Raw genomic sequence first — 12,742 nt, forward strand, 5'->3', positions numbered from 1 at the left:
CTTACGGGGGGCTTTTTATTACTCCATCTCCAGCTTCTTCAAACGATAACCAAACTGTCTCGGCGTCATGCCTAACAATAAAGCCGCCCTGGTCTTATTTCCATGAGCCTGTCTAAGCGCCTGCTGAAGACGTCCTTTTTCATCCTCCGAAACCTTCCAATAGGCACGCTTACCATCCGCGCTATAAGACGCCAAAGGATCGACTGACTGATACTCATAGCTAGAATCCATCTGTGACTGAATATTATGACCTTCACCAAATGGATAATCCGGTTTAGACCCTTCTGAACTCACAGGTTCAGGCAAGGTCTCAGCAGATGGAACCGGTGCCGTCCTTTCAGCAGCAGACAGGCGATTTACTCCACTCTCTTCGCGGATGATCTTACTGATCAAATCCAGAGTAATGAAACGACTTTCATCCGCCATCAGTACAGCCCGCTTTACCACGTTCTCTAATTGGCGAATATTTCCAGGCCAATCATATTGCTCCAAGAACTTCATCGCATCGTGATCAAAAATAGCACTGGTTTGATACTCCTGGTTGGCAATATTCAGAAAATGGCGTGCAAGCAAACGAATATCCCCGTCACGTTCACGCAGTGCCGGTAACTCAATTGGAAACACATTCAAGCGATAAAATAAATCCAGCCTGAATCGGCCCTGATTGACGGCTTCATGAAGATCTTTGTGGGAGGCCACAATGATACGGGTATCAATTGGAATCGGCTTGGTCGCGCCAACACGGGTAATCGCCCGCTCCTCCAAAACGCGTAACAGTTTCGCTTGCAGACCGAAGTCGAGATCCCCAATCTCATCCAGAAACAAAGTACCGTGATTGGCTAATTCAATTTTGCCTTTCTTCGCTTGGGTCGCACCGGTAAAAGCCCCTTTCTCATGACCAAACAATTCTGACTCAAGCAATTCCTGGGGAATAGCCGCACAGTTAATCGCCACAAATGGACCATCCTGACGCTTAGATGCGAGGTGTAACATTCTGGAAAAACGCTCCTTACCTGTACCAGACTCTCCTTTCAACAACACTGTTACGGTCGCATTAGCAGCACGTGACACCTTATTCAAGGCGGCCATTAACGATCTGCTTTCGCCAATAATCCCGTACTGACTTCCTTGACTTAAAGCCAACGCTTTGAGCTGCTCATTCTCTTCTTTAAGAATTTGAGTTTGCGTCTCCAGCAACGCATTCACAGCCAAAATCTCACTGATGAAAACCGAAATCATCTTCAACAAATTCAGGTCACGATCCAGGGCACGCATGCGATTACTTAAGCGGTTGACCGCCAGAACCCCTATCACCGAGCCTTTACGTAAAATTGGGGTGGCAATAAATGCGACTTTTTCCTGTGGAAGCGTCGAACGATCAACCGTTCTACATAGATAATCTTCTTCTTTATCAATATCCGAAATAATCACAGGGGCACCGGTACTCATTACCTTCCCCGTAATCCCTTCGTTGACCGCAAAGCGGCTTCTTGAAATCTCATCCTGGGTCAGACCGTAAGCATAAGCCGTATAAAGATATCCTGACACCTTTTCCTGGAGCAGCACTCGGCCCCGGTTCAACCCCATCTGCCGGGAAATCAAACTCAAAATGGTATGAATCGCCTTATCCGGGTCAAAGGCATTTTCAATCTGCGAGGCCGCTTCTTTAATCACCATATACTCAGAGTGATTAGCTACATCAATTTCTTCTCTTTTTTTCATATCACCCCTTTAAAAAGGATCGTTATTTCTTGTATAACTCTGTTAGTTAAATTGAAAAGGATTTTTATATGCCTCTTTCTTGCCATCTTTATGACCAGCTCGAAATTGCGGCCATGAAAGGACTCGTCATTCGTATTGAATTCACGCCTCCCCAAAATGGAAAAACGGTTTACGAAGGTCGCATCAAAGACTTGCAATGTCATCAAGGACGCGAATATCTGGTTACCCCCAATGATGAAAAATGGTGGCTGGAACGTGTGATTTCGATACAAACGACAAACCCGCCAGACTAAGGGCGGGTTTTTTTAAGGCTTGTGTAACCTAGCAAGACCTCACTCTAGATTCCAAGAATAACGCTTGATCAACTTCGCGGCGACGGTATCCAAAAGGTAACCAATCACACCAATTACCACAACAATAGCCGCCAACTTATCGTAATCAAGAGTGTCACGTGCATCGTTGATCGCATACCCCAAACCTGACGTTACCCCCAGATATTCAGCAGGCACCAATACCACCCAGGCAACACCAATTGCTAAACGAATCCCAGCAAACACATCCTGTGCAATCGCAGGCATAATGACACGTCTTAGCATCTGGTAACCGTCGGCACCTAGATTGCGTGCCACTCTAAACCAGTTAGGGTCAATTCTCTGAACGCCATGGGCTGTCCCAAAGACAATCGGCCAAACAGTGGCCATGACAATCAAAAAGATAATGGCACCATCCCAGGTCTCAAAAGCCAGTACCGCAATCGGCATCCACGCCAAAGGGCTGATCATGCGTAAAAACTGGAATGGCATATTGGCAATTTGACGCACCGCAAGGAAATATCCAAGAATCACACCCACCGGAACACCAATCACGATCCCCCAGAACAGGCCAAATAAAATTCGTTCCAAACTAGAGGTAATGGTATCCCATAAGAATTCCGTTCCCAACAGGCCCCATAGCGCACTTAAGGCAGGCCCCGGAGCAAAAGCCGCAAAGGCCTCTGTATCCGGGTTGGACTCAATCAGAACCCCTCCGACCCACCAAAGAAACAACAAGATAGTCATACCCAATGTTGCATTCGTGAAGTTTTGCAGCCAGCCCGGCATCTTTTTATAGGTAGCCGTTATCTGTCCAAAACTGAATTTTTCTACTGTCATTGCATTACTCACAACTTGAACACCTCCTCGCGAGCCAATGGATTGGCAGGATCAACACCCTTGACCTTGTCCCAAACGCCATATTTATCCATCGCGTTTTTAACATAGTCATAATTCACCAAATCTTCGGTCACGAAATCTGTATCCAAACCTTGAAGGAACGTTGTATCCCCCGTTACCAGAGTTTCTTTCAACTGATCAACGATAAACTTCGTGGCAGAAGGATATGGATATGGGTTAAAGTCGATACGACCTACATCCCAGTCTTCATGCTTAATTGCATCTGGATGCTGGTACCCTGCCGGGTTGTAGTCAGTCATCGCCTTCAAAACAACCTTGGCCTTCATTGGAAGGTAACGCTTACCTTCACGAGACAACATCTTAGCCACCTCTTCCTTATTCTCTTGAGAGTACATTGCACCACGCACAACCGCATTCATCACTTTCTGAGACCACTCTTGCTGCTTTTCAACATGCTCATCATGCATACATACAACACAACATGGATGGTTCTTCCAAATATCACCGGTGAAGCGCAGCATTTTTCCACCTGCCAGCACTTCACCCGCGGCATTGAAAGGCTCAGCAACAATGTAAGCATCGATTTTCTTCGCAGCCAGTGCAGGCGGCATATCCGGTGGAGGCATAATTTGAAGGTTAACCTGATTAGGTTTTAGTGGATCTTTCTGATCCTGAATCACAGGTTCAAGACCGGCATTTTTCAGCGCCATTTGCAGCACAATATTGTGCATCGAATACCAATAAGGAACCGCAATCTGCTTACCGCCCAGTTGTTCAAACGACTCAACCCCGGTATGCTTTCCAACCACCAGACCAGAACCGTTTGTGTGAGCCCAGCCGGTAATTTTGACCGGGAACTTATTGTTGTATCGCATCCAGACCGGAATCGGCTTCAAAAAATGAACCAGGTTAAATTTATGCGCCGCAAACCCTTCAATCAGCGGAGACCATCCACGAATCAAAGTCGGCTTGTCCACTTTAAGGCCTTCCTCTTCAAAGAAGCCCATTCCATGCGCAACCAATAACGCACTGGCATCGGTAATTGGCAGATAACCGATTTTAACCACCTCATCAAAAGGCTTATCTGACGCCATAACATTGCTTGGCAGACTCAATCCACCCATTGCAGCAGCTAACCCTCCTGCTGCTGCCATACTATCCAAAATAAACTCTCTTCGTCCTTTCTCTGGGTTGAACTTATAGTCCAAATGAGACATTTCATTGTCGCAATTACAGTACTGACACATAATTATTCTCCTGTCGGGTGGTATCGTAAAAGGTGTAAAAAATTAAGAAGCTAATTGTTTCTCTAACTCCGCCTGCTTGGCTTGGTCAATTTTTTCAAACTCAGCAAACAGATACTCTTTCAGTTCAATAAATTGAGGTTCGCTACGATCACGCGGATATGGCAATTCGACATCCATGGAACCGACAATACGGCCAGGGTTATGGTTCATAATCACGACCTTATCCGCCATTGCGACAGCCTCTTCAATATCATGTGTTACCAGAACCATAGTGATGCCATAGTCATGGCAGATTTGCGCAACTTCAGTCTGCAAAGCAGAGCGAGTAAACGCATCCAAAGCAGAAAAAGGTTCATCTAAAAGAAGAACATCGGGTTCGGTCGCCAAGGAACGGGCCAACGCCACGCGCTGTTGCTGGCCACCAGATAACTGCTGGACATTCTTATCTTTATGCTCACTCAGTCCAACCATATCCAGCAACTCTTCTACCCGATCTTTTTTGCTCGCATAAGTTCCAGCGAAGACCAAGCCTAATGCTGCGTTTTCACGAACGGTCATCCAAGGATATAGAGAAGGCTTCTGAAACATCATGTTCCACTTTGCACTGGGTTTGGTTACCGTATGTGCATTAATACGAACACTACCTTCAGAAGGAATAAGAAGGCCCGCGATCATTTGTAAAAGAGTGGACTTACCGCACCCACTTCTTCCAATCAATGCGGTTAATTGCCCTTTAGGGATAGTTAAGTTGATATCTTCCAGCGTTGGGGTCGCTTGCTTTTTATCGTAATAATGATAAAGGTCTGTAATCCAAATGTTTGATGAGCCCATAGTCACTCCTAAATTGCTTTCGAGAGCAACATAACTCATTACAGGCCACAAATATTTTTTTAATAATTTTCAACAAGTTAACAGAAACCCCAATTAAAAAATAAACAAAACGCACCAAAATAACCAATTCCCACACTCAAATTGCATCAAATTGTATATATTTGACTATATTTGTTTACATTTACACACATGGCAAAGCCAACGCCTCTTCTGCCCCACAATCCAAAACCCAGCACCACTCCCGATACCACACCCAGGGAATTTGTTAACAAAAAACAACACTTTGTACACATTTAAAGACATTAAACGATCTCCCTCATACCAGATTAAAGCCTTCAAATATCATAAAAAACTTATATGCATTTGATTTATAAAGATTTAATTCCATTGGCACTTCCAAAGCTAAATAGCAGATGCATTAACTAGGAGATCACCCATGAAAAAAAGTGTTTTAACTCAAACTATCCACTCTCTATTAGGCGCTTCAACTTTAGGAGCAGGCCTGCTTTTGGCTCCCAATATGGCTTCAGCCGAAAGCTTTACAGAAGCGTTAACCGGCGGCAAACCTACCGTTGACATCCGAGTGCGATACGAAGGTGTCAGCCAAGAAACAAAGGATGATGCATCCGCCTTCACTGTTCGTTCTCGCATCGGTTACCTAACTGGAGATTACAAAGGATTTAATGGTTTTATAGAAATGTCCGATACCTCAGCACTAGGTGATCGAAAAGATTACTTTGCACCGGGACCATATGGCGGAGGAGACAGCACAAAAGCAACCGTTCTCGATCCAACCTTCACCAACCTGAACCAAGCATGGATTGGATACAAAAATGGATCAACCAGTCTTAAAGTTGGACGCCAGCGAATTATTATGGATACTCGCTTCTTAGGTAATGTAGGCTGGCGACAAAACGAGCAGATATACAGCGGCGCTAGCTTAAACACTAAAGCCATTCCAAGTACGGAGTTGAGTTATGCATACATCAATAACGTCAACAACCCTGTTGGCGCGGATATTGAAATGGACAGCCATGCGGCTAAACTTGATTTTTCAGGCATTCCTTTTGGAAAACTCACCGCCTACGGTTACTTCCTGGACTATGAAACAGGTACAGACAGCCAAACTCTTGGTGCCCGCTTAGCAGGTAAAACCAAGCTTAAGGAGAATATGAACCTGATCTATCATCTTGAGTATGCCTCACAAGACGACTATGCAGACAGCGACAACATTGGAGGTGATTACACGCGCGGTGAAATTGGCCTTGGATTAGGCAAAGTCACGGTACTGGCGGGTCAGGAAAAACTCGGAGGCGATGGCACAAGCTCTTTCCAAACCCCTTTGGGAACAGTACACCTGTATAACGGTTGGGCAGACATGTTTATCGGGCCTGTGGGTGGAACACCTGTTAACGGCTTGGTAGATAATTACCTTAAAGTATCCGGCAAGGCCCTAGGCATGAAGTTGGCAGCGGCTTACCATGATTTCAGCTCTGACAAAGGAAGCATCAACTACGGTACAGAATACAATTTACTGGCAGCGAAGAAGTTTAACAAAACATACACCGCTGGCATCAAGTACGCCTCCTATACAGCAGATGAGTATGCGCAAGATACTGACAAACTGTGGATTTGGGGGGAAGCGAAATTCTAAAATAAGACGTTCATAAACCAGCAATCTTGGCCCGTTTTAACGGGCCTTTTTTATTTTCATAAGTCGCTCGAGAAACAGCACTGACAACGCAAAAAATCCTGTTTTAAATATGGTTATCTCATGCAGAAAAGCACCTTTCTGAATGGCCGACACAAAGGGAATATGCTTCCAACAACAAACATTGCTTTATGAAGTGTTTATTTAAATGTAACCTGGTTTCGATTAGCCCTCTTGGACTCATAAAGCGCTTGATCTGCTCTTAAAATCATATCCTCCATTTGATCACCCTCTTCATAAAGCGTCATCCCTATACTGATGGTAAGTTTCACTGAGACATCAAAAATGGAATCTTGAACAGTATCTCTTAAATGATTTCCTAGCGACATAATGGCCTTTCTATCAGCCTTTGGAACAAGGATCATAAACTCATCACCACCCCACCGGCCAATAACATCCGTCTTTCGACACCCTTTTTTTAAGCGTTCTGAAACCCCTTTCAGCAATTTATCTCCAGCATAATGGCCAAACGCATCATTAATTTCTTTGAAATTATCAAGGTCTAATATAATTAGGCCAAACGGTGCATAATACCGATGAGCTAAATTTATATATTCCAGTAAAGTCGTATCTAACTTGTGTCTGTTGTACAAACCTGTCAGTTTATCTTGAATGGAAATGGACTCCATCTCCTCAAGCGCTCTTCTCAACTCTTCAGTTCGCTTACGCACTTCCTGCTCAAGTTGCTCGTTGTGCTCTTTAAGAACGACCTCCGCTTTTTTAAGTGAGGTAATTTCTCTTGACACCCCTAAAATTCGGGTGATCCCCGTATTCTTATCAACAACAGGCAAAATAGTGGTGCTCCAAACTCTCAGCCCCATGTCATCAATTTCATGTTCTTCTTCATAGGTAATCGGGACATTCATGGAGATACATCTATCGTAACGTTGTGCGATTTTTTTATAGACAGAATCGTCTAACATGTCTTTTAAAAGAACCCCATCAAGTTGGCCTGGATTTAACCCAAACGTCATCTCCATAGCACGATTGGACTTTTCGCTAATATAATCGCCATTAACATCCACCTTAACAATAAACATGTTGTCATGACTGGTACGCCAGAGGGTGCGGAACAATGAGAGTTCACCTTCGACAATAGGCTCATGATTAATTTCGTGCTTTATCAAAGTTCACTCCAAAAGTTACAAAACAAATGCGTTATATTTGTTAGAAAGAAACACACATAACAGAAATTCAGTATAGTTTATTTCGCATTGATTAAACTATGGCTGTTTTTGCAGCATAACCATGAATGAATTTACTGACACTCGAAAAGACAGGGAAATATAGAACTCGAAACGCTGGGCAAATTAAAATATAACCACAGACCTTAAGCACAAAGCTCAAAAAAACACAAAAACACCCGACAAATGCCAAATTTTAGGCAATAAAAAAGCCAGGCTTCAAAACACTGTAAGTGTATGAAATACCTGGCTTTCGAATTTGGTAGCGGGGGCAGGATTTGAACCTACGACCTTCGGGTTATGAGTAAACACAACATCCCATCCTACCTCATTGATTTTAAAATATAAAAACGCAATCACGCCTATCCTAACTACGCCACGATTGGCAACGATTTCATCGGACTGCCAACTACTTCTAGTCGCAAGCATGTCATAGATGATAGTTTCTTAATGTTTACATGATCCTAATATGAAAATGGCAACCAAATCATTTAACTCAAAATCCCTAACCCATTTAAAATTACAGGCCTGTTCTTGCAAGCGTACCTCTATGCATATAAGGCTCTAGGTAACAGAGTCTATATAAATTAACAGAGCGCCCATCATTAACTTTACTGGCTTCAGTATCAACCTGTATTAAACCTAAGTTAATTAAGAGTGATATTGCTGAACGAATTTCATTACGATTAATACCTGTGTATTCAGTAATTCTTTCATAACTCATTCTGCAACAATTCTCACTATTACTTCTAAAAGCCGCAATTAGTAAATACATTTTCAAAGCATTCAGCTCATTTTTAACTCTCAAGTGAAAACGATGAAAAGCGTAAAGCCTACTGCCTGTTTCACTATATAGTTTTTTTACTGGTAATTTTGCCCACCCTTTTTCTGATGCATAGTCTAAAAGTTGATAACGATTTTTGCGCCCTACTAAAATTTTTTTTACACGCTTCATCTCAATAAGAATCTTAATACCACCAGAAACTTTTGCTCTACTCAAGCCAGAAATCTCACTCAATTCCGAGTATGAAAGAGAACAAATACCTTGAACTGACTCACCATTAATCAAATCAATTTTTGCATGATGTACAAATACAATATAAATCATCAACGCTGCTATCTTATCTGCATTGTCTGAACCAGACCAACGTAAAGAAGATAATGAGTTTTCTCCATTATTTGTAATCCAATATGAAGGCATTTTTTCCCAATCTTTCATCCTATTCTCCCTCTATTTGGTTATAGCAATTAGAACAACATAAAGAGAAAGCCCATACAAAATCATTGCCAAAACAGAAATTACAAAAACTTTATCTTTAAAAAAAAGCCCAACTATTCGCTCAATAAAATCGATTTTCTTTTCCATATCCATGTCCAAAAATTTAATACACATGACACAGGATAACTATGCACGTTTACTCTTTCTAGAGAGAGTATGAAAAAAACAAGGCCAAAAAATAGTTATTTATTATTATAAATCAACATGTTAAATACAAATATTTCAGTACATTAAATAACCCATGATAGTTCATAAGACAAAAAAACATTTTAATTCAAACAATTAATTTAAAAATATAGAATTAATTGATAAAAACCTTAACAACTATACCCCGTATAAAATACACTCAATACTGTGTCAAAATTAAAAATACCATCTACCTTTTTAAAACTACGAAAGCACGAAATATTAACTAAAGAACTACCTAAGGGGTTATTTTGTGAGTATAAAAAGCAAGTCCAGGCGAGATGCTAAAAAAAAGAAAGCAATAAAAAGACAAAACAGCCTCCAATCAAACAATAAAAACCCTACAAAGCAACATTCTTCCAGCTCAGAATTTGTAATGATGAGAAATCCATTATCAAACTTAACTGACGAACAAAGAAGGAAATTCATTTCAGAACTTGGGAATGGAAGTAAAGACAAGTTCATTGAAACCCTTAATTCTTTAGATGAAATTTTGAGAGCCTACGATCCAATAACCCTAATAACCATTCTCTCAGGTTATGGCCTAACAATTGGTGTAAGTAATGATGGCCCCCTGTCAAGGGAGCCTACAGGAAAGATAAGTCAGGCAGACGTGGAGTTAATGCAGGCTCTAGCATTACAAATTCCCGAAGAGGAAATTGGTCGCCTGCCAGTTACTCCAGACGTAGTTCAAACAGCTTCGGAAAAATTAATTGAACTAAGCTCAGCGTTTAGGTTTAGCAGAATGAATGAAAACCTCATGGATTCTTCAGAAAGTGATATGGCTATCAACCTCGTCCAAGAGATGATTCGAGGCCATACCCAAGTAGTAAGAAACTGGGGATTTAATTCACAAATAATTACTATATCAAAAGAAATATATAGCTTTTTTGATGAACAAATTTTAAGTAATCTAGGATTTTCTGCTTCACATGCGATTGATGTTTTCAAAGCACTAATAGATTTAGTGGAGAACAGACTCTCTCAAAGACTACAAACATTATCTGAGCTTAAGTCTGTAAAAAAACCTTATGACATGCTGATTAAATATCACGAACTAATAGGGCAAGGAAAAGAAGAAGCAGACCATTTTGCTGAAAACTATGATTTGCGTAAGGTTTCCCATGACAATCTTTTCTTAATGTTATTGTCACATTATGACTTAAGAATGCCCGAAAATTTTCTTGTTGATGTAGATGAAATATCAGATCAGTTGAATCTTGACAAAGACATCATAAACAATGTCTTGAATCACTTTTCCTACGCATCGGGCGACCTCAATGGCGAGAATAGAGAATTTTTCTTTTTAGATAATCCTGTATGGACCAAACCAATAATTTCTTCAGACCGTGGATATTATTGTTCACTACCACAATTATTTTTTAGTTTTATCCTACAGTCGATGGATGAGATTACTGAGGGCTTTGATAAAGATGCCCTACACAAGCGAAGAGCAGATTATTTGGAAGCAAAAATCGAAAACATAGTTAAAGAAAGGTTTCCCGAATCCCAAGTGGTGACTGGTATTGAATGGAATTTTAATGGTGTTCAATATGAAACTGATCTTATCGTGTTTATCGATTCATTTGCAGTAATTATTGAAGCAAAATCACATAAGATTTCAAAACCAGCGCTAAGGGGAGCTCCAGACAGAATAAAGAGGCATTTTACTGAAATCTTGATTGATCCTGGAATTCAGTCACATCGATTAGAGCAAAAACTTAATGAACTAAAGTCCCAGGACTCTCCTAAAGATTCTTTATTGACAAAGCTTCCAGTAAATATAAATCAGATAAACAAAGTAATACGTGTATCAGTATCTTTAGAAGATTTCGCAATGCTCCAATCAAACTTGCGCTTGTTTGATAATACCGGCTGGATTCCGAATGATTTTGTGCCTTGTCCATCAATGAACCTTGCCGATTTTGAAACACTATTTGATTTTTTGGAACATCCCGTTCAAATTATCCATTACCTTCTGAAAAGAACTGAACTTGAAGGCAATTATAGACTTATTGGTGATGAACTTGATTTTATGGGGCTTTATAACTCTAACCTGTTGAATGTTGAAGGCATGGTAAGCGACAAACAAACAGAAATAATAATATCTGGAATGTCTGATCCATTAGATAAATACTATATTTCAAAAGATCAAGGCATATTAATTAATAAGCCACAACCGAATATATCTCCTTTATTCAAAGAGATTTTCTTCAAACTTGAAGAGAGAGCTACACCTCGCTGGACAGAAATAGGATGTATTCTTAATCGCTTTCCTCCTGATGATCAGAGCGAACTAGTTCGACATATACAAGATTTGTCTAAAGTAGTAGATAGAAGATGGCAGGTTGAAGAACATAAAAATATTATTGTGTATTGTCCACCAAACGCATCAGAATATGCTTTATCAATTGTTCTTTTCAAAGACGGGAATCAAGATAGGCGCTATGAATTCATCGAGCATGCATCTAAATTAGGTTTAGAACCTGAGCATGTAAAATACTGCCTAGTAATAGCAATTAACATCGATAGACGTGACATACCATATCACTATATCTCTCTTGTAGAAGGCTAATTTCGACTAGTGAATCAAATTTGATTATAAATATAAGGCATGGATAACCTAGAATTAATTATGGACTTTAATCGTTTTGAAATGCTGAAGGTTGTCCTTGAGTCAGATATTGACAATATTTTGGACTTAGTCAAATCGCTCAAGGAATTTGAACCAGAAGATAACTTTGACTTTTCAGTAATCAAGCCTTGGCACGATTTATATTTACTGGACTTTAGAGAGATTATCTCTCAGGCATCGGGAGTATCAAGAACAGAATCAACCCTTTCTTTAGAGAAAAGATACGAGTTTTTATTGAAGCTTCATGACAAAGAATTTTGGAAATCATGGATTTCAGACGTAGAAAAACACCCCAATAAACAACCTAAATCTGAACCACAATTGGATTACGACAAGAACTTTCCTGCATTTTACGTCCTGTTAAAAAGTTATGAATGTATTTTAATCCATAAAACATCAATGCAATCTCTATTCAAACAATTAGAACAGAACGACTTAATCAATGAAGAAACACTCCATAAAGTATTGCAAATTGACAAGACAATTATTTTCTATCCCCCTGTCAGAAACAGGATCAACGAAGCTGTTGTTTACAATGATTCAAGCTTCTTGAAAAACCTGTCGAAAGCGATATCTTCTGAAAAGCTAACCAAACCAAACAGAAGATATCCAGACCTTATTTTTGCTACGTGGTTATTAGTTGAAAATGGTTACTATGACCAATTATCAAAAGACCAAAAAGTCTCTTTTTTAAAAAAATACTACTCTGACTATAAAGAGCCAGAGAGCCTTTTTAGAGAAGTGAATCGAATCATAAAATCACTTAAGACATAAA

General features: G+C 40.4%; 10 protein-coding genes. 4 read left to right on the forward strand and 6 right to left on the reverse strand.

Features of this window, described 5'->3' with window-relative positions; all coding sequences use genetic code 11:
* Window positions 1-18: 18 nt before the first annotated feature.
* Complete coding sequence (locus QCB44_RS06285) at window positions 19-1,722, reverse strand: sigma 54-interacting transcriptional regulator (protein WP_279408691.1); 1,704 nt, start codon at window positions 1,720-1,722, stop codon at window positions 19-21.
* A gap of 68 nt (window positions 1,723-1,790) precedes the next feature.
* Between QCB44_RS06285 and QCB44_RS06290 the strand changes: the two genes are divergently transcribed.
* Window positions 1,791-2,015 carry a Rho-binding antiterminator gene (locus QCB44_RS06290; protein WP_279408693.1) on the forward strand — a complete coding sequence of 75 codons (225 nt, stop codon included), beginning with the start codon at window positions 1,791-1,793 and terminating at the stop codon, window positions 2,013-2,015.
* Between the two features lie 39 nt (window positions 2,016-2,054).
* Here QCB44_RS06290 and QCB44_RS06295 read toward each other — a convergent pair whose 3' ends face one another.
* Genes QCB44_RS06295 through QCB44_RS06305 form a run of 3 tightly spaced genes read right to left on the reverse strand, consistent with a single transcriptional unit; the run spans window position 2,055 to window position 4,972 of the window.
* A complete protein-coding gene (locus tag QCB44_RS06295) occupies window positions 2,055-2,885 on the reverse strand; it encodes an ABC transporter permease (protein WP_279408694.1) in 831 nt (276 codons plus the stop codon).
* Window positions 2,882-4,141: an ABC transporter substrate-binding protein gene (locus QCB44_RS06300; protein ID WP_279408696.1), complete on the reverse strand. Its 1,260-nt coding sequence runs from the start codon at window positions 4,139-4,141 to the stop codon at window positions 2,882-2,884. The genes QCB44_RS06295 and QCB44_RS06300 overlap by 4 nt, the downstream gene beginning before the upstream one ends.
* A 42-nt stretch (window positions 4,142-4,183) precedes the next feature.
* Window positions 4,184-4,972, reverse strand: coding sequence for an ABC transporter ATP-binding protein (locus QCB44_RS06305; protein ID WP_279408698.1), 789 nt, complete (start codon window positions 4,970-4,972; stop codon window positions 4,184-4,186).
* Between the two features lie 436 nt (window positions 4,973-5,408).
* Here QCB44_RS06305 and QCB44_RS06310 point away from each other — a divergent pair, with 436 nt between their 5' ends.
* Window positions 5,409-6,626, forward strand: coding sequence for an alginate export family protein (locus tag QCB44_RS06310; RefSeq protein ID WP_279408700.1), 1,218 nt, complete (start codon window positions 5,409-5,411; stop codon window positions 6,624-6,626).
* Between the two features lie 197 nt (window positions 6,627-6,823).
* On the opposite strand, the gene QCB44_RS06315 is transcribed toward QCB44_RS06310, so the two are convergent.
* Both QCB44_RS06315 and QCB44_RS06320 read right to left on the reverse strand, forming a co-directional pair.
* Window positions 6,824-7,810: a diguanylate cyclase gene (locus QCB44_RS06315; RefSeq protein WP_279408702.1), complete on the reverse strand. Its 987-nt coding sequence runs from the start codon at window positions 7,808-7,810 to the stop codon at window positions 6,824-6,826.
* Window positions 7,811-8,387: 577 nt separating this feature from the next.
* Window positions 8,388-9,086, reverse strand: a complete 699-nt coding sequence (locus QCB44_RS06320) for a helix-turn-helix domain-containing protein (RefSeq protein ID WP_279408703.1) — start codon at window positions 9,084-9,086, stop codon at window positions 8,388-8,390.
* 499 nt (window positions 9,087-9,585) lie between these two features.
* Here QCB44_RS06320 and QCB44_RS06325 point away from each other — a divergent pair, with 499 nt between their 5' ends.
* Window positions 9,586-11,907, forward strand: coding sequence for a hypothetical protein (locus QCB44_RS06325; RefSeq protein ID WP_279408705.1), 2,322 nt, complete (start codon window positions 9,586-9,588; stop codon window positions 11,905-11,907).
* A gap of 60 nt (window positions 11,908-11,967) precedes the next feature.
* Window positions 11,968-12,741: a hypothetical protein gene (locus QCB44_RS06330; RefSeq protein WP_279408706.1), complete on the forward strand. Its 774-nt coding sequence runs from the start codon at window positions 11,968-11,970 to the stop codon at window positions 12,739-12,741.
* Window position 12,742 lies beyond the last annotated feature (1 nt).

Origin of the sequence: Thiomicrorhabdus sp. zzn3 (assembly GCF_029767755.1) — a bacterium.
In the GTDB taxonomy this organism is placed as follows: Bacteria; Pseudomonadota; Gammaproteobacteria; order Thiomicrospirales; family Thiomicrospiraceae; genus Thiomicrorhabdus.

Excerpts from the sequence above, each read along its gene's own strand:
- QCB44_RS06305 (WP_279408698.1), bottom strand. The coding sequence starts at position 4,972 with ATGGGCTCATCAAACATTTGGATTACAGACCTTTATCATTATTACGAT.
- QCB44_RS06320 (WP_279408703.1), bottom strand. The coding sequence starts at position 9,086 with ATGAAAGATTGGGAAAAAATGCCTTCATATTGGATTACAAATAATGGA.
- QCB44_RS06310 (WP_279408700.1), top strand. The coding sequence starts at position 5,409 with ATGAAAAAAAGTGTTTTAACTCAAACTATCCACTCTCTATTAGGCGCT.
- QCB44_RS06330 (WP_279408706.1), top strand. The coding sequence starts at position 11,968 with ATGGACTTTAATCGTTTTGAAATGCTGAAGGTTGTCCTTGAGTCAGAT.
- QCB44_RS06285 (WP_279408691.1), bottom strand. The coding sequence starts at position 1,722 with ATGAAAAAAAGAGAAGAAATTGATGTAGCTAATCACTCTGAGTATATG.
- QCB44_RS06300 (WP_279408696.1), bottom strand. The coding sequence starts at position 4,141 with ATGTGTCAGTACTGTAATTGCGACAATGAAATGTCTCATTTGGACTAT.
- QCB44_RS06290 (WP_279408693.1), top strand. The coding sequence starts at position 1,791 with ATGCCTCTTTCTTGCCATCTTTATGACCAGCTCGAAATTGCGGCCATG.